Annotated in this window: 17 protein-coding genes and 1 riboswitch; of the genes, 2 read left to right on the top strand and 15 right to left on the bottom strand. The window is 48.1% G+C overall.

Annotated elements, in window-relative coordinates; genetic code table 11:
- Window positions 1-27: 27 nt before the first annotated feature.
- The 12 genes from PPM_RS04045 to PPM_RS03990 all read right to left on the bottom strand — a co-directional run bounded on the left by PPM_RS04045 (window position 28) and on the right by PPM_RS03990 (window position 13,048).
- Complete coding sequence (locus PPM_RS04045) at window positions 28-1,140, bottom strand: rhamnogalacturonan acetylesterase (RefSeq protein WP_013369436.1); 1,113 nt, start codon at window positions 1,138-1,140, stop codon at window positions 28-30.
- An 18-nt stretch (window positions 1,141-1,158) separates the two neighbouring features.
- Complete coding sequence (locus tag PPM_RS04040; protein ID WP_013369435.1) at window positions 1,159-1,998, bottom strand: carbohydrate ABC transporter permease; 840 nt, start codon at window positions 1,996-1,998, stop codon at window positions 1,159-1,161.
- 5 nt (window positions 1,999-2,003) lie between these two features.
- A complete protein-coding gene (locus PPM_RS04035) occupies window positions 2,004-2,912 on the bottom strand; it encodes a carbohydrate ABC transporter permease (RefSeq protein ID WP_013369434.1) in 909 nt (302 codons plus the stop codon).
- A 189-nt stretch (window positions 2,913-3,101) separates the two neighbouring features.
- Window positions 3,102-4,394, bottom strand: coding sequence for an ABC transporter substrate-binding protein (locus tag PPM_RS04030; RefSeq protein ID WP_013369433.1), 1,293 nt, complete (start codon window positions 4,392-4,394; stop codon window positions 3,102-3,104).
- A 174-nt stretch (window positions 4,395-4,568) separates the two neighbouring features.
- Window positions 4,569-6,128, bottom strand: a complete 1,560-nt coding sequence (locus tag PPM_RS04025) for a response regulator transcription factor (protein WP_013369432.1) — start codon at window positions 6,126-6,128, stop codon at window positions 4,569-4,571.
- Window positions 6,106-7,836 carry a sensor histidine kinase gene (locus tag PPM_RS04020; RefSeq protein WP_228392915.1) on the bottom strand — a complete coding sequence of 577 codons (1,731 nt, stop codon included), beginning with the start codon at window positions 7,834-7,836 and terminating at the stop codon, window positions 6,106-6,108. Before PPM_RS04020 ends, PPM_RS04025 begins: the two co-directional genes overlap by 23 nt.
- A 166-nt stretch (window positions 7,837-8,002) precedes the next feature.
- The gene (locus tag PPM_RS04015) at window positions 8,003-8,245 is read right to left on the bottom strand and encodes a hypothetical protein (RefSeq protein ID WP_013369430.1); all 243 of its coding nucleotides are present in this window, start codon (window positions 8,243-8,245) and stop codon (window positions 8,003-8,005) included.
- 36 nt (window positions 8,246-8,281) lie between these two features.
- Window positions 8,282-9,148 carry an inositol monophosphatase family protein gene (locus PPM_RS04010; RefSeq protein WP_017428433.1) on the bottom strand — a complete coding sequence of 289 codons (867 nt, stop codon included), beginning with the start codon at window positions 9,146-9,148 and terminating at the stop codon, window positions 8,282-8,284.
- Between the two features lie 173 nt (window positions 9,149-9,321).
- A complete protein-coding gene (gene uvsE / locus PPM_RS04005) occupies window positions 9,322-10,323 on the bottom strand; it encodes a UV DNA damage repair endonuclease UvsE (protein WP_013369428.1) in 1,002 nt (333 codons plus the stop codon).
- Between the two features lie 139 nt (window positions 10,324-10,462).
- Window positions 10,463-10,786: a hypothetical protein gene (locus PPM_RS04000; protein WP_013369427.1), complete on the bottom strand. Its 324-nt coding sequence runs from the start codon at window positions 10,784-10,786 to the stop codon at window positions 10,463-10,465.
- 104 nt (window positions 10,787-10,890) lie between these two features.
- A complete protein-coding gene (locus tag PPM_RS03995; protein WP_013369426.1) occupies window positions 10,891-11,979 on the bottom strand; it encodes a D-alanine--D-alanine ligase in 1,089 nt (362 codons plus the stop codon).
- Between the two features lie 73 nt (window positions 11,980-12,052).
- Complete coding sequence (locus PPM_RS03990; RefSeq protein WP_013369425.1) at window positions 12,053-13,048, bottom strand: amidase domain-containing protein; 996 nt, start codon at window positions 13,046-13,048, stop codon at window positions 12,053-12,055.
- 424 nt (window positions 13,049-13,472) lie between these two features.
- Here PPM_RS03990 and acnA point away from each other — a divergent pair, with 424 nt between their 5' ends.
- Window positions 13,473-16,184, top strand: a complete 2,712-nt coding sequence (gene acnA, locus PPM_RS03985) for an aconitate hydratase AcnA (RefSeq protein WP_013369423.1) — start codon at window positions 13,473-13,475, stop codon at window positions 16,182-16,184.
- A gap of 74 nt (window positions 16,185-16,258) precedes the next feature.
- Here the strand turns inward: acnA and PPM_RS03980 are convergent, their stop codons facing one another.
- Both PPM_RS03980 and PPM_RS03975 read right to left on the bottom strand, forming a co-directional pair.
- Window positions 16,259-16,606: a DUF1648 domain-containing protein gene (locus tag PPM_RS03980; protein WP_043885873.1), complete on the bottom strand. Its 348-nt coding sequence runs from the start codon at window positions 16,604-16,606 to the stop codon at window positions 16,259-16,261.
- Between the two features lie 278 nt (window positions 16,607-16,884).
- Window positions 16,885-17,721: a YitT family protein gene (locus PPM_RS03975; protein WP_013369422.1), complete on the bottom strand. Its 837-nt coding sequence runs from the start codon at window positions 17,719-17,721 to the stop codon at window positions 16,885-16,887.
- 507 nt (window positions 17,722-18,228) lie between these two features.
- Here PPM_RS03975 and PPM_RS29550 point away from each other — a divergent pair.
- The gene (locus tag PPM_RS29550) at window positions 18,229-18,381 is read left to right on the top strand and encodes a hypothetical protein (RefSeq protein WP_010348453.1); all 153 of its coding nucleotides are present in this window, start codon (window positions 18,229-18,231) and stop codon (window positions 18,379-18,381) included.
- Between the two features lie 205 nt (window positions 18,382-18,586).
- Here the strand turns inward: PPM_RS29550 and thiC are convergent, their stop codons facing one another.
- Window positions 18,587-20,401, bottom strand: coding sequence for a phosphomethylpyrimidine synthase ThiC (gene thiC / locus PPM_RS03970; RefSeq protein ID WP_013369420.1), 1,815 nt, complete (start codon window positions 20,399-20,401; stop codon window positions 18,587-18,589).
- A 183-nt stretch (window positions 20,402-20,584) separates the two neighbouring features.
- Window positions 20,585-20,696: riboswitch (TPP riboswitch) on the bottom strand.
- Window positions 20,697-20,752 lie beyond the last annotated feature (56 nt).

Here is a 20,752-nt window from a genome sequence, read left to right as displayed (position 1 = left end):
GCCACCTGTTCCAAAAAAGGTCATCCGTCAACGTAAGTACATGCGCAGCGGTTGCAAATCCAGTTCCTTCACAGCCGCCGTCACCATATTTGCAATCCGGATCGCACCATTCTCATGAAAATGCGTATTATCCTCCAGGCCGCCGGAAAAGTTCATGTATTCCCCAGGCAGCAGCCACATAAAAAGCTCCTTGCTTTCTTCAGGGCCCAGCTCTTCATATAACTCCTGCGTGCGGGCAGACAAATCAATGAGCGGCACGTTCGCTTCTTCCGCCAACTCGCGAACCGCCGTTATATAGTCGCCATGTGTATCGGACAGCGTACCATCCTCGTTAAAATAGCGACGATGTACAGGCGTAATCAGCACCGGGGTTCCGCCCTTGCTTCTCGCTCCGTCGATATATAGGCGCAAATGCTCCTTGTAGGTCGTAAAAGGCTCAGTGGCCCGTTCGGGATCAGGCTTCTGATCATTATGACCGAACTGGATGAACAGGAAGTCTCCTGTCTTCATTTCTCCCAAAATAGCATCCAGACGTCCCTCGTCCACGAAGCTTTTGGAGCTTCGTCCCGATACAGCGTGATTATCCACGCAGACATCATGCTTGAACAGGGCTGGCAAAGCCTGACCCCAGCCTGTATAAGGATAGCCGGACAGCCCTTGATCCGTAACCGTAGAGTCTCCGACTAGGAATAGCCGGAGACTCTGCAGTGCGGGTGCAATTTCCAGCGCATTGAGCCGTGGCGCAGTGCCAGATACGGTGAGGCGCAGTCTGCCGCCTCGGACAGGCACCGTAAACATCGCTTCCGTGAACTGGCCCGGCAGCGTGTGTACCGGGGGCAGCATATGCTTGCCCTCGCCAGCCTGGAATCGCGTGAGCGTTTCCGCCAGTGGATCGCCGACCAGTACAGTGACGAGATACAGCCCGTCTGGCACATCTGCAATAAACGAAGCGTTCAGTGGAATACAAAAGCTGTTTCGCAGCCGTGTGCGTGCATCCTTGGCTGGATTCTGCCTTTGTCGCCCGTACACATGCTCTGTAGTCTCGAAGCCATAGCCCTGTTCAGCTGTATATATGCAATCCGGGGACACTGCCTTGCAGCCATCCGCAGGCTCTCCCGGACCAAAGTCAAACTTCCACATTTTACTCACTCCTCGGTCTTAACCCTTCAGGCCACTCGTGCTCATTCCTTCTACAATTTGTTTTTGGAAAGCGAAGAATACAGCGATAACAGGTAGCAGGCTTAAGATGGACATCGCGAACATTCCTCCCCAGTTGGAGGCTGACTCGCTATCGAGAAACATTTTGAGTGCAATCGATACGGTATATTTCTCTGGAGAGTTCAGATACAATACCGGACCTAATAGATCCTCCCACTTCCAGTAGAAAGAGAAGATGGCCGCCGTAGCCAGCGAGGATTTGAGCAAGGGTAAAATAATTCGAAAATACAATCGGAACTTGCCGCATCCATCAATCGTCGCCGCTTCATCCAACTCTGCTGGAATCGTGCGTATAAACTGCACCATCAGAAAGATGAAGAACGGCATCCCGAAAAAGGATGGTACTACCAACGGTAAGATTGTATTGATCCATCCAAGCTTGGTGAAAATGATATATTGCGGTACCAGCACTACATCCCCTGGCAGCATCAGCGTCACCATCATCAGAGCAAACCACAAGTTACGCCCTTTGAATTTCAAGCGTGCGAAGCCAAATGCGATCAATGAGGAGGAAAGCACAGCGCCAATCGTGGAAATCACTACGATCGTGAGCGAATTTAGAATATATGTGCCGAAGTTATAACCAGTTGTGCCTTTCCAGCCTGTTACATAGTTTTGCCAAATCCATTCTGTAGGGAAAAGCGAGGAGGCTGTGACGAATATCGTCCGACTTTCTTTAAATGAGCTGAACAGCATCCAGAACACGGGATACAGCATCAGGAGCGCCAGTGCAGCAACCAGAATGTGATAAATTGGCCATTTGAACGTTTTCCATGCCATTGGTATCAGCGCCCCTTTTCCGTTTCATAGAACACCCAGAATTTGGATGTCATAAATAAAATCGCTGTCAGTATCGCTATCATAATGAGCATGACCCAAGCCATAGCCGCCGCATATCCCATATTGCTGAACATAAACGCCTGCCGGAACAGATACAGTGAATGCAGCATCGTTCCATCCATTGGACCACCCTCACCCTTGGAGATAACATAGGCCGGAACGAAGGTCATAAACGCGCTGATCGTCTGCATAATCAAGTTAAATAAAATGATCGGACTTAGCAGCGGCAGCGTAATACTGAAAAATTTCCGTACTGGCGTAGCGCCATCTACACTGGATGCCTCGTACATTTCATGCGGAATGTTTTTCAGTCCTGCCAGAAAAATAAGCATGGATGAACCAAATTGCCATACAGACAAGGTGATTAGCATCATTAGCGAAGCATTCGGATCACCAAACCATTTCACCGGGGTTGCCCCCAAGGCCGAAAGCAAGCTGTTAACAATGCCCTCATTACTGAAAATATTGCGCCACATGATGGATACTGCAACGCTCCCCCCGATAATAGAAGGCAGATAGTACATCGTCCGATAGGTGCCCACCATGCGTGACTTGGTATTCAAAATCATCGCCACAAACAACGCGAAAATCAGTCGCAACGGTACACCGACCAGTACATACGTAAACGTGACTCGGATCGAATTCCAGTATTTAGGATCGCCTGTGAACATTTTTTCGAAGTTACCCAGACCAATCCATTTGGGCGGGGTGAACAGATTGTAGCTGGTAAAGGACAGATACAGCGAAATAAACATTGGAATTAACGTAAATGCCAGAAAGCCCACAATAAACGGGCTGATAAACGCATATCCGGTCATATTGGCTTTCAAGCTCTGATGATTTCGCAAGCTCATCAAGCCTCCTTTCTGTTGCATTTTAAAAATCAGCAAATTTAAATATATCTATTAATCGTTGTTATATGAATTTTATTGTGATATTTACAAAGGTTGCCTCTGCGATGGGTTCGTCGGATCAACCGTGCGCAATCATGCTTGGCCCTACGCACGGTTAACCTAACGAAACGTTCCTTCAACCCTGCATTATTACTGCTTGTTATTCGCAAGGATGGTATTCGCATCAGCCCGGAATTTGACCGCTGCGTCTTCAGGCGTCATCTGTCCGAAATTGACTTGCTCAATATAATCGGTCAGAGTAGCAATCACTTCTGGCGATCCAACCGGCGGCGGCGGGCTCATTGGAGAAGCCTTAGGCTCCATGGAAGCCACAAATTCAAACACCTGCTTCGTTGCCTCGCTCAACTCCGGCGCTACAGCTTCTTTGATTTTGGCAGAAATCGGTACGCCGCGTTCGCCTTTGATCAATTTATTCGCTTCTACATCGTTCATCCAGAAATCAATAAATTTTGCGGCCTCATCCTTCACCTGTGAACGGGAAGCCACTGCCCAGTACATTGTAGGCTGCATATACACGCCTTTTTCCATATTCGGTCCAAACATCGGAGCAAGCGCCATTGGGCGATTAACGACCTGTTGTAAGCCCACATATTGATTGGACCACTGCCAAATGCCGATGCCTGTTCCTTTAACGATATCCGATTCCTCAAGAATTCCCTTGGTTTGGTTCATGACTTCAGGAGTTGGTGTCGCCCCCTTTTTAATTAGCTCAGCTAAACCGCCGAAGAAATCAACAAACAGCTTATCGTCGTCATACCCCAATCCTGTTCCTTCCGTATTGTAGAGAGACTTTCCATGTGTCCGCAAATAGTAGTGGAAGAAAATATCCGCAGCCATTGAGCTGTCAAAGTAAACTTTATTAGAGGCTGCCTTCAAAGCCAGCTCTTTGTATTGATCCCATGTCCAGTCGTCAGGAATTTTGTCTATGCCCGCTTTTTTGAGCAATGCCGGATCATATTGAAAGCCCAACACATTGACACCTGTTGGAATACCATATTGCTTTCCGGCAATGATCCCGGTTTTGAGTACATTTTCGTTCACATCAGCGACTTGGATTTTCTGATTCAAGTAAGGCGCCATATCCTCCAGTTGGCCGTTCTTCGCATATTGGCTAATATACGAAATGTCCATCTGTACGATATCCGGCAGTTGGTTTGCTGCCGCCTGCGGGGCGAGCTTCTTCCAGTAGTCATCAAAAGAGGCATATTCCACATCAATCGTCACATTCGGATTTTTTTGCTTATACAAATCGATAACCTTCTGCGTATATTCGTGGCGCGTATCCGATCCCCACCAAGCGATCCGCAACTTTACTTTCCCGTCTGCACTTGTGCCCGAATTGCCTCCACCGTCTGCTCCACTACATGCCGTCGTCAAAACGAGCAGCATCGCTATGATCAGAAACCATCCCTTTTTGCCCACCTATCTCTCCCCTTTTCGCTGTTCTAGAAAGGAGCCTTATTACAAGTAACAATGTACTTACGCAAGCTTGATAGCGTTTACATTTGCTCCTGTAGTTATTTTCCCAAATGCAGAGAAACATTGGAATACACAAATCCGATTTCAAAGGTTCAAAAAACAGAGGGACTCAGCAGCTCATCCCCGTTCGTATGATTTAATGTACTCGGACGGTGTCATACCTGCCCATTTTTTGAACACCTGGCTAAAATATTGCGCATTCCCGCCGAAGCCGAACCATTCTGCCAGCTCAAACACCTTTACGTCTCCCGTCTCCCGAATATGCTCAGCCGCACGTTCGATCCGGTAACGATTGACGTAGTGCGAAAAGTTTTCACCCGTCACTTTTTTGAAAATTTTCCCTAAGTAGTCGGAATTCATATAGAGCATTTGCCCCGCCACTCCGTTCAGTGAAAGATCGGATTTTCTATAATTTTGCTCAATAATAGTGATCATTTTATCCACCGTGGAAGATTGGCGGTATACGTTGCTTTTATAATAAATTGCGGTCATTCGTTCGGCAGCTTCCTGTACAAAAGATTTGAGACATGCCAGTGTTTTTTGCTCTGCCAGCACGACCATTCGACTCGTGAACGCCGCACGCTCTTCTTCAGGACATATACGGATCATGGCCGCATAGAGCTGTAGCACATAGGAACGGGTTACGGAGATTTCCAGCTTCATACGGGACAGGATGCCGAACAGCCGATCCACTTCCTGTGCAACTTCCTCCCTATTTCCAGCCTTGATCAGCAGACCGAACTTCTCCTCGTCCAGCTCCAAGTCTGCCATCTCCCGGGTGTCCTCAGCCGCCAAATCCTCCTTCGTAATGAGACTCCCCTCCCCGGTGTAAAAGCGGTGATTCATACAATGCAAAGTCTCCCGGTACATCCCCCGCGAATGCTGCATGCTATCCGACTCGCTAACTGCGACGGTCACCTCCAGCTTATAAAAGCGGTGAAATGTCGTACGTACCGCTTCAATCTGTTTCATAAATCGAGATGTGTCATCCTCACTTTCCAGCACAATTAGCAGCTGCCCTTGCATAGTCGTACTGAGCAAGACATGATCCATTAAATCCCCTGCTATATTTTGCAAAGCAAACAAATGCTCCGGCTCGTGGGACTCCTCCACCCGCAGCAGCAGCATTCGAACCTGCTTATCTTGCAACTCCAGACCGAACAAACGCTCATAAAAAGCGATATCACGGCTACCGTAAGTTTTATAGGAAATAAACTCCTTCAAAAAATGCTCCTTCACATGCGGCAGCATACGCTGAAAATCAAGCTTCATCCGGTTCACAAACTGCTTGCGTTCTTCCTGTTCCTCTCGCTCCTGTCCCAACTCTGTCAGAGCGTCATGAATTTGCCGCTCGTTGCAGGGCTTCAGCAAGTAGTGCTTCACCCCGTATTGCATAGCCCGACAGGCATAGTCAAAATCTTTGTAACCTGACAACAGAATAAACCGAACGTCTGGAAAATGCTCCGTCGTTTTGGCAACGAGTCCGATACCGTCCAGTCCTGGCATAGAAATATCGCTGATCACAAAATCAGGCGGACTCGCCTGGATCTGATCGTATGCCTCAATTCCATTACGCGCCGTACCTACCAGCCTTGTTCCTGCCTTGCCCCAATCGACCACCTGTGATATGCCTTCCAAAATCATACGCTCATCATCAACCAGTAGCACCTTGTACACGACCCTGATCCCCTTTCACATATGGAATACAGACATGAATTGACGTTCCTGCTCCTGACTCGCTATGCAGCTCTATCCCCCAAGGTGTACCAAATGTCAGGTTAATCCGTTCTTGAATATTCGCAAGTCCAATCCCCCGCCCACGGGTGGTGATCTGTCCGCTCCGCAGCTTTTCCAAGAAATCCGGGGTCATTCCAGGTCCGTCATCTTCAACCCGCAGGAACAGCGCCCCTTCGCTTTCTCTGACCACAATCGTGATCCGACACGGTTCAATACGCGGCTCCAGCGCATAATGGATTGCATTCTCCACCAAGGGCTGAAGTGTTAGCTTCGGAATTTGCGCGTCCATCAATTCTTCCGGGACATCGAGATGGAAAACGAGACGTTCATCAAAACGTGTTTTTTGGATCGTTACGTAGCTTCTCACGATATCCAGCTCTTTTTGAAGCGGAATCAGCTGTTCTTCAAAACTGACCGCGCTGCGTAATAAAAAAGCAAGGGCTTCCACCATTTCTGAAATCCGATCCTGTTTATTGGCCTTGGCGAGCCAGTTCACAGACTCTAATGTATTGTATAAAAAATGTGGATTTATCTGTGCCTGAAGCGCCTTTAGCTCTGTTTCCCGCAGCAGTAGCTGCTTGGCAACATTCTCATTAATAAGCTCACGGATCCGGCGGATCATCTTCTTATACGTCCGATGTAGTAAGCCTACCTCATCCTGTGTGGAAAGGGGGACCGCTCCAAGCGCTTCCTCTTCCAGACGGTCGAGATCCCCTTTTTCTATTTTACGCATATTCTGGATCAACTGAACGATCGGTTGGGTAATGCTGCCCGACAGCCTGGCTCCTAGCGCCAATGCAATAAGCAGCATAATGACAAAAATAGCGCTTACAATCTCTTTGATTATCGTAATACTGCGAAACATATCATCAAAGGGAGTCATATGTAAATACGTCCAGCCCGTATAAGAGGATTTGATTTGAGCAGCAAAAAAGGTCCCGCCTGTATAGGTCGCGATCCCGTAAGGCTGCTTCCGCCCAAGCTCTGCCTGAATATCGCTCTCACTCAAAAGCGGTGTTTCGGGATAAATCATCCGTCTTCCGTCTGTAATCATCAACTGTCCGTCACGGCCGGAGGTCTGCACACGATCCGCTACAATCCGGTCAATTCGCACACGAATCGCAAGCGTTCCAAGCCCGTTCAGCGTAAAATTGGAATCGGTAAAAGATTTGAATTGCCGTGCTGCCAGCAAGGAGGAATGGCCTGCCGCATACCATGCATGAGAGCCGTCATATTCGTCTGCCAACTCCGACAGGGTGGATCGAAGCTCTTGGGGGATACCTTCGCGGTTGCCCGCACTCATCACCTGTCCCTCTTTGTCGATTACCATCATAGAATAGACATAGGTTTCAGAGCCGGCAAAGGCAATAAGCCTATTCGTTATTTTTTTGCGCAGTACCATTTTGACATAAGGTGACGTTTCCTTTTCCAACTGGAGCAAATAACGCTGAAGCTGCTCGTCCGTTATTACCTTAAAAGTAACCTTTTCAACATCCTTCAGTTCATTTTCAATGCCAATTGAAGAAATATTGAGTACCTCGGATGTCTTTTTGTACATTTGATTATCATAAATATGAAATACGTATTTAAGTATGACTGCAACAACCGCAAAATTAACCAGCATGAGCACCGTAATCAGCAGTACCATCTTATGATGGATTCCAGCATTTTTGTAAGCGCTCTTAAAATAGGTAATCAGTACATGTCGCCTCCTTCGCTCATCCTGCACGGTCCAGCTCAAAATGGAGAAAACTCTATATATTATACAAAATACCCCATGCCTTGATCATTCGGCAAGAGGTATTTGGGTTTGCTTAGCGTTGATCGTTTGCTTTCGATTTGTCCGCCTTGCTCATATATTCGTCATATCGGTCATCAAGTTCACGTGCCATACTCCGGTATTTACGCGTCTCTTCGACAATAGGGTCCATTTGAGTCTGAACCCGCACCTCATATTTGGGGCTGAGTCGTTCCCGTTTTTTGGCCTCATTCTCACGAATTTCGCCTTCCGTCAGCAGTTCACTGAGCTGGCGTTCCAATTCTTCGGATTGGCTCATCGCGATTTCCTCCTTCAGGATGATGGTTACGTAGTATTATAACCCGGTTGCGTCCGCTTCTTTCAGCACTTGAATAAGTTGAGAATGAATAGCTGTATTCGTAGCTACAACATGCCGTACACTCAGGTCATAAGGTTGGCCTAATGTGTTCGTAATGGTGCCTCCTGATTCCTGTACCAACAAAGCACCCGCGGCCACATCCCAGGCATTCAAACCGATTTCGCAATAAGCGGACAAACGTCCCGACGCCACATAAGCCAAATGCAAGGCTGCCGAGCCGAGCGCCCGAATGCCCCGTACCTGAGGTGTAAGAACCTGCGTAATTTTCATATTCAACGGTTGTGCATACGTACGATCCGGCGGGAAGCCGATGCACACCAGACTATCTCCCAGCGTTTCTTCTTTCGATGCTTGCATGCGATTTCCGTGGACGTATGCGCCTTTTCCCTTTTCCGCTACAAACATTTCATCACGGGACGGATCATAAATTACCCCGACAATCACTTCGCCACGATGAGCCAAGGCAATAGACACACTGTAGTACGGCAGACTGTGCACGAAATTGGTAGTGCCGTCTACCGGATCAATAATCCATAAATATTCCTCTTCACGGGCAGCCTCTAATGCTCGGGCTGAAGCTTCAGCTCCCGGCTCTACCCCTTCTTCACCCAAAATGGCATGATCGGGAAAATGGGTGAGAATAAGTCTGCGAATCATCTGTTCTGCACCTTTATCTACCTCGGTTACTAGATCGGTCGAAGATTGCTTGGTATTCAATTGTTCAACAGTGCCCAGTCTGCTCTTAATCCATTCCCCGGCTTTGGATGCCGCATTAATAGCCACGGCCGTATAGCTTTTTCCTGATACGATATAGGGAACCTTTTCGTTTTCATGTTCGTTCAACGTGTTCACTCTACTTTCTATATCATTGTTACGTGGTTTACGAATCTGCCCTCCAGACAGTCTCTTAACCATCTCTGTTTCAGTACAAGTTTGCTAGTTTACACATTCTAGTATACACAATAAGCTTCATAAAGTTTCTCCATATGGAAGCTTTATCCGCAAAATACTACTTTTTAAGGCGTAATTTCTATGGAAGCCCCATCCAACACTTTGACCCCGTTATCTTCCTGAAGACGCAGTTCATTCATTAATCCGAACAATGCTTCATCCTTAAGTTTGGCTTCAAGCATGACATCAATCCGATCCGTATATCCAGCAATATTACGCAGAAAGGTCAGCAACGGCTCCACCAGAACACCGTCTGCATGACCACGAGGGTCTTTTTCACTTTTAGGACTGGAGGCATGAATTTTGGGCGGCAATGGATGATCAGTAGAAGATCCGGCTTGAGCCAATTCCCCTTTCCAGGTATCCAATATATCCGGCCAAAGCTCCCACGGCTTCTCCCCCTCGTTATTGACCCATTGATGATGAATATCGAGAACCATCGGCAAGCCCGTTATTTTGCAAGCTTCCAGTGTTTCCACCGCATTGAACGTTTTATCATCATTTTCCAATGTTAACCGTTGTCTTAATGAAAGATCCAGGGCATTCACTTGCTCTACAAAACGTTGACCTGAGGTCACCTTATCTCCGTAGGCACCACCAATATGAATGTTGTTCTTGGCTTCGGCACCAAGTCCCATGGCCTCCAGCATCGCCACGTGGTACTTCAGATCATTAATGGAGCTCTGCAACACTTCAGGACGGGGAGTGCTGAGCACTGTAAAATGATCGGGGTGAAACGATACCCTCATCTTATTCGCCTTGACATAGTCCCCCACCTCTGCAAAATCAGCGGCAAGCGCCTCAAACGGGTCCCAGTCCCGCAGATCCTGATGGGTCGCAAGCGGAATCAGCTTGGATGAGAAACGATAGACCTGAATATCACTCGCACGATTATGACGCAGTAGCCTCAATGTATTATGGAGATTTTCGGCTGCAATCCGTTCTAGCTTGCGGATCGCCGCTTCTCGGTCTCCGATCTTGTTAAAGCTGGCCATGGTCATAGTTTTAGAAGGGGATGCATTTTGCACGGTGACTGACATGGCAACATATCCGAACCTTACGATCATAGATGTCCTTCCTTTCAGCAGTTTGCAGTAGATGGCAAGGCCGCTTTCATTCTGTGACCTAAACCCCTTTTCTACTGATCATACCCGGAAAAGCACCTGCTGATTCGGTGTATTGCACAAAACTGTAAGAAACAAACAGCTAGGATTGCTGCTGTATTCCAAAAAACATTTCATCCGCCAATGCGGTCTGAATTCTTGATTCCTCTTCATTCAGCTTACGAATGAGAGTCATTTCTACCTCGGTCACTTCGTCACCTTGGAAATTGATTTCGGCGATACAGCCCACAATCTGAACGATGGCTACTGCCACGTTGTCCACGCTGTATGCGATGACCTTCTGTCCTGTCGGAAAAACACGCAGTCCGGATTTAACCATTTTGCCACGTCCATATTCCAGCAGTTCATAAAGTTCTTGTTCGCTCTTGAATTTGCACACCGAGTTAAATTCAGTTTGAAAGCCCATGTCTAGCCGCCACCTTTCATATTTAAGGGTTTGGTAAAATGCTCAAGTACATCAATATATATGAACAAAAAGGAGAGTGATCAGCTCCCCTTCATTTTTTTCGTTTATGAGTTCTCATAGTGAAGTGCCGACCGGCGCTCATAACGCTCCAGTGCAAGAGCAATCATGCGATCCAGTAGATTTACATAGGATACGCCGGTTTCTCTCCACAACAATGGATACATGCTGAACGGTGTAAAGCCAGGCATCGTATTCACTTCATTAATAAGGATATGTCCATCTGAGCGTCTGACGAAGAAATCTGCACGGGAAATCCCGCAACCTTCCAGAGCGCGGAAAGCTTGCAATGCGGATTCACGGATACGATCTGCCACTTCCTCGTCCAGTGGTGCCGGAATGAGCATTTCCGATTGACCATCGGTATATTTGGCAGCATAGTCGTAGTAATCACTCGACGACACAATTTCACCCGGTACCGAGGCAATCGGCTCATCATTACCAAGTACGCTGACCTCAATCTCACGGGCATCGACGTACTCTTCCACGATCACCTTCAGATCAAATTGCAAAGCCAGATCTACAGCCTTTTCCAGTTCTTCTCGGTTACTCGCTTTGGAAATACCGACACTTGATCCCAGATTGGCTGGTTTGACAAAGCAAGGATAACCTAGCTCAGTTTCAATGTTACGCACCAAGTCATGACCGGTTTGTGCCCACTGTGTACTATTAAAATAGCAGTATTTCACTTGCGGCAATCCTGCATGCTCAAACAGCTTCTTCATGACGCCTTTATCCATACCTGCTGCCGAAGCCAGCACTCCTGCCCCGACATAGGGCATATCCGCCATTTCGAACAGACCCTGAATCGTTCCGTCCTCGCCAAAGGTGCCGTGCAGCAGCGGAAACAGTACATCCAGTGTCTGCTCTCCATACAGCTTGCCGAACAACGTATCTAATGCCGCCTTGGTGCCGCCCTCAGCATGCTCCAGCTTCAATTGCTCTACAGTAGTCAGAGGCGCATTTAACAGCGTCCCTCTACGCCAATCGCCAGCCTTCGTAATATAAAAAGGAATAATCTCGTATTTCTCATAGTTAAAAGCGTTCATTACCGCATACGCCGTTTGCAGCGATACCTCATGTTCGCCCGATTTACCACCGTACACCAGCCCTACGGTTAATTTTTGATTTGCCATGCCTATCCTCCGCTTTCTTGCTTTCGTCATTGTGCCTGATTTGCTTCCCTGTACCTGTTATCCATCATCTCATTTAAAAATAGTCGGCGATGTGATAAAAGCGATATACCGTATTGTCCGTCCACGCATACGAATTTTTATAGTCCCAATAACGATGTCTGGAGCTTACCGTATGTGCATTGACTAGCGGCATGCCGCCAGCATCAAAGGCCGTTACCACCGTGCTGTGCTGGAAAGTTCCGTCACCATCCCAATCATAAAAAATGACGTCCCCCAGCATGAGCTGCTCCGGTCGACTCACCTGCTCTGCGGTCAACCCCCAGGAACTGGAGCCCAAATACCGTTCCAGACTGTTGGAAACCGCCCAGCTATAACTCCACAGCTCACGTCCGGCAACCCGTCCTTTATACCACCAGCCCGATTCTCTTTTACCAGTATAGTGGATCGGTGCACCACCTGCAAAGAGGCACTGCGAGATATAATTGGTGCAATCCACATCAAAAGCCTCAAACTCCGGGTTAAAACTATCCCACCACTGATCTGCATAGGCCGCTGCTTCTTCACGGCGATATCGACTGGGGCGTGCTGATGAACCGAAGCCCAGCACACCACGATTTAGCAGCGGCAGACTTCCTCCCTGATTAAACGACGCTTGTTCGAAAGGAACCTCTCCTCCAGCTGGCTTTCTTTCTGCCGGATCACGCTCAATCCTCGTCACCTGCCAGGCTTCACCCTCGCGTGTAAACGTCAGGCGCTCCCGTTCAATCCGATCCTCCCGGTGAGTCATCCCGCCCTTCTCATAAAAGAGCCGCACATGAAGTTGTACATCGACCACTGCCTCATCCGGAGTATCCTGCACTATTCGTATCGGCTTGGCGCGTGTCTCGCTGCGTAGGGGAACAGCGTCCCGTTCGCTGTACCACTGCTCCAACCTGGCCGCACGTGCTGCCCGCTCCATTCGCTGGCCCACCTCCAGGTACTCATCCGGCTGTGGTACACCATTTACCTCACTGCGATTGTACTGATTCACGTAAGCAAAAAGGGCCTGTTTCCATTCCCGCTCCCCCATCCCTATCCCTCCATTTTTCGTCTTGCTATCCTTATTCGGGGATAACCTCGCCGATATATAACTTCCTTTCTTTCCTCTCTGGTCTGATATGCTCTCTATCTATAAGTATGAATCTCTAAAGCTTGGTATGAACATCGAAAAACGCGGGGGAACGGAACGTTTTATTTTCCAGTCTGACACGCATAATTTAGGTCAAAAAAACTTTACGGAACCGTCTGAAAACGGTATACTTAATCCAAAAGCAATCATTTTGAAATCATGTTTCATCTAATGAAACGAATTACATTCATCTCAACCTCTTAACTTACGATGAACCGCTGAAGATGAAATTGAGAACGCAACCAATTAAAACCAAATTGTGCAAGACGTCGAAAAAAGACATCCCTATTTTCCCGCAAGCATCCACTTCAAGGAGGTAATACTTATGTCAGGAAAAGATCAATTCTCCATTGCCCGTAGCTTGGAAGTTAACGGGAAGCCTTATCGCTACTATAGTCTTAAGGCACTGGAGGAACAAGGAAAAAGCGGTGTTGCCAAGCTGCCTTTCTCCATTAAAGTGTTGCTGGAAGCTGCGGTTCGCCAGTTTGACGGACGCGCCATTACTGAGGAACATGTGCAGCAGCTGACAGGCTGGGCTGAGGATCGTGACACCAACAAGGAAATCCCGTTCATTCCTGCACGTATTGTGCTTCAGGATTTTACAGGCGTCCCGGTGGTTGTCGATTTGGCGGCCATGCGTGATACGGTGAAAAAAGCGGGCGGCGATCCGAAACAAATCAACCCGCTCGTTCCCGTCGATCTCGTAATCGACCACTCGGTTATGGTTGATGCATTCGGTACCAGTGACGCGCTGGACTACAATATTAATGTAGAGTTTGAACGCAACGAAGAACGGTATCGTTTTCTGCGCTGGGCGCAAACGGCATTCAATAACTTCCGTGCGGTGCCGCCGTCCACTGGTATCGTTCATCAGGTTAATCTAGAGTATCTCGCCTCCGTAGCCGCGACCAAAACCATCGACGGCGAAACCGTGGTCTTCCCAGATTCCCTCGTGGGAACGGACTCCCATACGACGATGATTAACGGGCTGGGTGTTGTGGGCTGGGGTGTCGGCGGGATTGAGGCAGAGGCCGGTATGCTGGGGCAGCCGTTGTATTTTGTCACTCCCGATGTGATCGGCTTCAAACTGACAGGCAGTCTGTCAGAAGGTGCTACCGCTACGGACCTGGCGCTAACAGTTACGCAAATGCTGCGTAAAAAAGGCGTGGTCGGGAAATTCGTAGAATTTTACGGCCCAGGTCTGGCCAACATCAGCTTGGCTGACCGTGCGACTGTGGCCAACATGGCACCGGAATACGGCGCAACGATCGGCTTTTTCCCGGTTGATGCCGAAACGCTGGCTTACCTGCGCAGCACCGGACGTTCCGATGAGCAAGTCAGCCTCGTAGAGGAATATTACAAAGCTCAAGGCATGTTCCGCACAGCCGATACCCCAGACCCTGTGTTCAGCGATACGATTGAGCTGGATCTGGCTTCGGTTGTACCGAGTCTCGCCGGACCCAAACGTCCGCAGGACCGTGTTGAGCTCAGCCGCATGAAAGAAACCTTCGAAGGCATTATCCGTACCCCGGTAGACAAAGGCGGCTATGGACTGAGCGATGAAAAGATCGCACAGAAAGTTCCACTGACCCATCCAGACGGCTCCACCAGCGAGCTGGGCACTGGCTCAGTCGTGATTGCAGCGATTACAAGCTGCACGAACACCTCCAACCCAAGCGTTATGCTAGGCGCGGGCTTGCTCGCCAAAAAGGCAGTACAACGCGGGCTCAAAAAGCCAGGCTATGTTAAAACAAGCTTGACACCAGGTTCCCTTGTTGTAACGGAATACCTGCAAAAAGCCGGGCTGATCGAACCACTCGAAGCCCTCGGCTTCCATGTGGCAGGCTACGGCTGTGCGACCTGTATCGGTAACTCCGGTCCACTTCCTGACGAAGTGAGCCAGGCCATTACAGACCATGATCTGACCGTTGGTGCAGTCATTTCCGGCAACCGGAACTTTGAAGGCCGTGTGCATGCGCAGGTCAAAGCCAACTATCTTGGTTCGCCGCCACTGGTAGTCGCTTATGCTCTCGCCGGCACGGTAAATATTGATTTGGTGAACGATCCACTCGGTTACGATCAGGACAATCAGCCTGTCTACCTGAAAGATATCTGGCCTTCTTCCGAAGAAATCAAAGAAGCGATCAGCCTGTCTCTCAGCCCGGATATGTTCCGCCGCAAATACGAAAATGTATTTACAGCCAACGAGAAATGGAATTCCATTCCGGTTCCTGAAGGCGAATTGTATGAGTGGGATGAAAACTCAACTTATATTCAAAATCCGCCGTTCTTTGAAGGACTTCAAGATGGTGTGCAGGATATCAAGGAAATCCGTAATGCCCGTGTACTTGCCCTGCTGAATGATTCGGTCACGACTGACCACATCTCGCCAGCAGGCAACATCGCCCCTTCCAGCCCGGCAGGACTGTACTTGAAGGAGCATGGTGTTGAACGCAAGGACTTCAACTCCTACGGCTCTCGTCGCGGTAACCATGAAGTCATGATGCGCGGTACATTCGCCAACATCCGTATCCGCAATAATGTAGCTCCAGGCACCGAGGGCGGTGTAACCAAGTACTTGCCAACAGATGAGGAAATGTCCATCTATGATGCGTCCATGAAATATCAGGCAGCCGATCAGAACCTGATCGTCATTGCCGGCAAGGAATACGGCACAGGTAGCTCCCGTGACTGGGCGGCCAAAGGTACACTGTTGTTAGGTGTTAAAGCCGTCATTGCTGAAAGCTTCGAGCGGATTCACCGCAGCAACCTGGTCGGCATGGGTGTACTGCCGCTGCAATTCCAGGAAGGCTATGGCTGGTCCAGCTTGGGTCTCAATGGTCGCGAAACCTTCGATATTCTCGGCATTGACAATGACGTGAAACCAGGTCAAGAACTTACGGTTGTAGCCAAACGCGAGGATGGCACCAAGTTCGAATTCCCGGTCACTGCCCGTCTGGACAGCACCGTCGACATCGACTACTACCACAACGGTGGTATTTTGCAAACCGTATTGCGTCAAATGATTCAAGCGTAATGACCGATTGAATCATGAAAATCCCCTCCCAAATGCGGTGTAAACTGCAATTGAGAGGGGATTTTTTACATTCTTCAAGCCTTCAAAAGAAAACATATGCCAAGGATTGAGAACACTAGGGTTATAAGAAGCGTGAAGAGACCAGGCAGGCTTTTCATGATTGTAGAACTTTCTTCGCTCTTGAACTGACGTCTGAGAAAAGGCTGGAGAAAAAGCATAATTACAAAAGCTATGAAGCTAAGTGCACACAACAACCATACTTCAGGGGAGGATTTGTCAACAAAACGATCAGCCACATCATTGAAATTGTAGTGGATTGCTACATTTCTCGGCATTGTCGGATAGATAAACAAGTAGATACTGAAGGGCACAATAGAAAGAAGAATGGAAAATAAATTTAAAATATTTAATCTACTTCGCATGAAAATCCTCCTTATTAGAGCTAAACAATTTATATGATACACAGATCAGCAGTCTATATTTTTACTTCCCTGGCTTAGTAAGAGAGAAATAATAAAACTAATCATCGTGGAAAAAAAAGAGGCGAGTACCATATACACATTAACTTCTTGTCCTAATCCTACTTCAAACCAACTAAGCGGTTAGTAAAGGACATTCCCACTGCTAAATGAAAAAAAGCCGACCCACTCAGGACCGGCTTCCAACCATGTTCTCTTATTCTCTTACCTTCGCTTGCCAATTACTTCGAAATATCCAAAAAGCCCTCTCCGAACACATCCCGTACATCATGAATGGTAATAAACGCTGCTGTATCGATAGCTTTCACAATCTTTTTAAGCGCGGACACCTCTTGTTTACTAATGACGATATATAGGACTTCTTTTGGATTTTTGGTGTAATATCCGTGGCCTGACAGGACGGTAACTCCACGGTCCATTTGCGTAATGACCATCTCGGCAATTTTATCTTGGTGCTCCGAAATGATCATGACCGCTTTTTTCGGATTCAATCCTTCAATCATGAAGTCCATCACCTTCGTACCAACGTACAAAATAACGATAGTCAGCATCAATTTTTCCGGACCAATAATAAAATAGGAAGAGAATGCAACAATCAGATCAAAAAACAACAAGGCATAGCTGATATTCCAATCCAGATATTTGTTGGCGATCCGGGCTAAAATGACGGTTCCTGCCGTTGTACCACCGACCCGTACAATTAAGCCAATTCCAACCCCTACCAAAACTCCGGCAAATACAGCATTAATCGTCGGCTCATGCGAATCAATCCGCCAGTTGACCGTTAAATGCAAAAACAATGAGTTAAATGCGACCGCAATTATAGTGTACAAGGTCGTTCTCTTGTCCAAAAATTTATATCCAACAATCAGCAGCAAGCCATTAATCACCAGATTGACGATCGAGGGAGACCACTGAAACAGGTAGTACAAGATGATCGTGACCCCTGTAACGCCCCCCTCGCCAAACTCATTCGGGATCACATACAGATTAACAGCCAGCGCGAAAAAAAACGCACCCAGAATAATAAATACGATATCTGCAATACTTTTTTTCATATATGCTCTAATCCTCTCTCTAACATTTCAACGGATGAATTGCCAGATGGATTGGCTGACTCTTCTTGCCAAAATACGCTGACAACCAGTTCATGGTATCTACTACCCAACATAAAGTCAATACAACTTTGACACTTTAATTCGCCACCAGACTGCCTTAGTCCAAGCTTAGAATTCCGCAAAATTCCGCTAATACAAGGTTATTCGACAAAAAAACACAATCCCGACTACTAAACTAAGAAAACGGGCCTCTAGCCCTTGTTTAGGCCCTAGGCACATTTTCCCCTAAAATGACCATCCTCCTAATACACATTTTGGACACATACGACCATCTTCCTGTTTTATGGCAAAAGCGTTTTACTTTGGATAAATGCGGGTATAATGATTGAAACCTTACCAAGCAACCTACATGGCATTACGACATCAAGTACATATAAATAGTCCTATACAGACGTCCTAAGCAACTCAATCTGAATTTGACAATATGGAATTGGAGGAATGACCCACATGAATACAATGAACTTAACTGTCCACACCCTGATGCCCTTTCACCACCAATACCAACGTGCCAACGCGGTGAGTATGCAGAAGAAAGAAGATAGCTCGGAGAAGAAGCTCAGCTTTCAGGACATTTTGAATGAAAAAATGGGTAAAAAATAAAGCTCCGTTAATCCGGTGCATATCTCGCTTTACATAAGCTGAAAAGCCGTAGTTTTCTACATCGACTGTAGAGAACCACGGCTTTTTGCTATCTCACGCGTTTCTAAACCTAAACTCATACATTCATGGAAATAAACCTCTGACGAGCTTAACTGTACTATTTGTTGAGGCTTCCCAGTTGATTGACTTTCGTATCGCTACCGATTTATCGCTCGCCATCCCGATACTGCTCTGCCTTCTCACGCATCCCGGCGACGACGGCTTCCTCGGTATTCAGTCCCTTATCTGCCGCATAGGCACGAATGTCCTGTGTGATACGCATACTGCAAAACTTAGGACCGCACATCGAGCAAAAGTGTGCTTCCTTGGCCCCCTCTGCCGGTAGTGTTTCATCATGGTAGGACAAGGCCCGCTCAGGGTCAAGCGAAAGATTGAACTGATCGCGCCAGCGGAATTCAAAACGCGCCTTGGACAAAGCATCGTCCCGCTGCTGTGCACGTGGATGGCCCTTCGCCAGATCGGCAGCATGTGCGGCAATTTTGTAGGTAATAACTCCCTCGCGGACATCATCCTTGTTCGGCAGACCCAAGTGCTCCTTCGGCGTAACATAGCACAGCATGGACGTCCCGAACCAACCGATCATGGCCGCCCCGATAGCTGAGGTAATATGATCATATCCTGGTGCGATATCCGTCGTCAGCGGCCCTAAAGTATAAAAGGGAGCCTCCTTACAAATTTCCATTTGTAAATCCACATTCTCCTTGATTTTGTGCATAGGGACATGTCCCGGCCCTTCAATCATGACCTGGACATCATGCTTCCATGCGATTTGCGTTAGCTCGCCCAACGTCTCCAGCTCTGCAAATTGTGCTTCATCATTCGCATCATAGATACTACCCGGACGCAGACCATCCCCGAGAGAAAAGGCCACATCGTAGGTTTTCATAATTTCACAGATTTCTTCAAAATGCGTATACAAAAAGTTCTCCTGATGGTGCGCAAGGCACCAAGCTGCCATAATCGACCCGCCCCGGGATACAATTCCCGTCATTCTATTCGCCGTCATCGGTATATATCGCAGCAATACTCCCGCATGAATTGTAAAATAGTCCACTCCTTGCTCCGCCTGCTCAATCAGTGTGTCTCGATACAGCTCCCACGTTAGCTTCTCTGCTTCGCCGTTCACCTTTTCCAGTGCCTGATATAGCGGCACCGTCCCAATCGGTACGGGTGAATTCCTAATAATCCATTCGCGTGTCGTATGGATATTACGACCTGTGGACAGGTCCATGACGGTGTCTGAGCCCCAGCGTACAGCCCAGGTCATCTTCTCCACTTCCTCCTCGATGGAGGACGTAACCGCGGAATTTCCAATGTTTGCATTGATCTTCACGTGAAAATGGCGCCCTATGACCATGGGCTCGCTTTCCGGGTGATTGATATTTGAAGGTAAAATGGCTCGTCCAGCCGCTAACTCCTGCCGCACAAACTCGGGCTCCACTCCTTCACGGATCGCCGCAAATTCCATTTCAGGCGTAATGATCCCTTGCCGCGCATAATGCATTTGCGTCACAGTGCGTCCTTGTGAAGCCCGTAGCGGACGGTTGGTCACGCCGGGAAATTCCACTGTTTCCCGTTTGGAGCCGGGTTTCAGTCCATTATCCTCCGGCTTGACGGCGCGGCCGTCGTAAGCCTCCACATCCCCCCGTTCCAGTGCCCAAGCTCGCCGTAATGGTGGCAAGCCCTGACGAATATCCACCTGATAGGCTTCATCTGTCATCGGACCGCTGGTATCGTACACACGCAGTGGCTCATGATACTCTATTCCCTGCGGCGTATGTGTGGGATGCAGTGCGATTTCACGCTCTGGCACGGCAATGTCCGGCCGAGAACCTTGAATATACACCTTGCGGCTCCCTGGGAAAGAATTAACCCTACTGGCTTGCTCCGTACTTGTCTTCTCTACTGCTGTTGATTTCACTCCTGTTTCTTTTGTTCCTTCGGTTTCCATTGATTTCATGATCCATTCCTCCCGTATCGTTGAAGTGACACACCGATCCGGAACCATTCCGAGGGTGGCGCTGATCTATGCAAAAAAGCCGGTTCCCTAGGGAACCGGCTAATCAAACGAGGCAGCTATCCAGACAGTGCGCACATGGAATAAAACCCTATGCGTCACCGCAGACAGCAGCTGCGTATACATTTCAATGGCCGATTACTTCCCTACGCTGGTATGATCCAGATCAGGTGCAAAGGGTCCGGAATCTTGCCCGATTCCATCTCAGCCCGCATTACAGGCTCCCCCAGTAACTGTGATACTTTCTATTCACATGAATTGGCGGCTATAACAGACATCCGCCATCTCTATCAG

Source organism: Paenibacillus polymyxa M1, assembly GCF_000237325.1.
In the GTDB taxonomy this organism is placed as follows: Bacteria; Bacillota; Bacilli; order Paenibacillales; family Paenibacillaceae; genus Paenibacillus; species Paenibacillus polymyxa_C.
Note: the sequence above shows the minus strand (reverse complement) of the source record. Positions and strands in the feature narration are given on the sequence as shown.

Coding starts and splice junctions, on each gene's coding strand:
- PPM_RS04045 (WP_013369436.1), bottom strand. CDS start 1,140: ATGTGGAAGTTTGACTTTGGTCCGGGAGAGCCTGCGGATGGCTGCAAG.
- PPM_RS04040 (WP_013369435.1), bottom strand. CDS start 1,998: ATGGCATGGAAAACGTTCAAATGGCCAATTTATCACATTCTGGTTGCT.
- PPM_RS04035 (WP_013369434.1), bottom strand. CDS start 2,912: ATGAGCTTGCGAAATCATCAGAGCTTGAAAGCCAATATGACCGGATAT.
- PPM_RS04020 (WP_228392915.1), bottom strand. CDS start 7,836: ATGGTACTGCTGATTACGGTGCTCATGCTGGTTAATTTTGCGGTTGTT.
- PPM_RS04015 (WP_013369430.1), bottom strand. CDS start 8,245: ATGAGCCAATCCGAAGAATTGGAACGCCAGCTCAGTGAACTGCTGACG.
- uvsE (WP_013369428.1), bottom strand. CDS start 10,323: ATGATCGTAAGGTTCGGATATGTTGCCATGTCAGTCACCGTGCAAAAT.
- PPM_RS04000 (WP_013369427.1), bottom strand. CDS start 10,786: ATGGGCTTTCAAACTGAATTTAACTCGGTGTGCAAATTCAAGAGCGAA.
- PPM_RS03995 (WP_013369426.1), bottom strand. CDS start 11,979: ATGGCAAATCAAAAATTAACCGTAGGGCTGGTGTACGGTGGTAAATCG.
- PPM_RS03990 (WP_013369425.1), bottom strand. CDS start 13,048: ATGGGGGAGCGGGAATGGAAACAGGCCCTTTTTGCTTACGTGAATCAG.
- acnA (WP_013369423.1), top strand. CDS start 13,473: ATGTCAGGAAAAGATCAATTCTCCATTGCCCGTAGCTTGGAAGTTAAC.
- PPM_RS03980 (WP_043885873.1), bottom strand. CDS start 16,606: ATGCGAAGTAGATTAAATATTTTAAATTTATTTTCCATTCTTCTTTCT.
- PPM_RS03975 (WP_013369422.1), bottom strand. CDS start 17,721: ATGAAAAAAAGTATTGCAGATATCGTATTTATTATTCTGGGTGCGTTT.
- PPM_RS29550 (WP_010348453.1), top strand. CDS start 18,229: ATGAATACAATGAACTTAACTGTCCACACCCTGATGCCCTTTCACCAC.
- thiC (WP_013369420.1), bottom strand. CDS start 20,401: ATGAAATCAATGGAAACCGAAGGAACAAAAGAAACAGGAGTGAAATCA.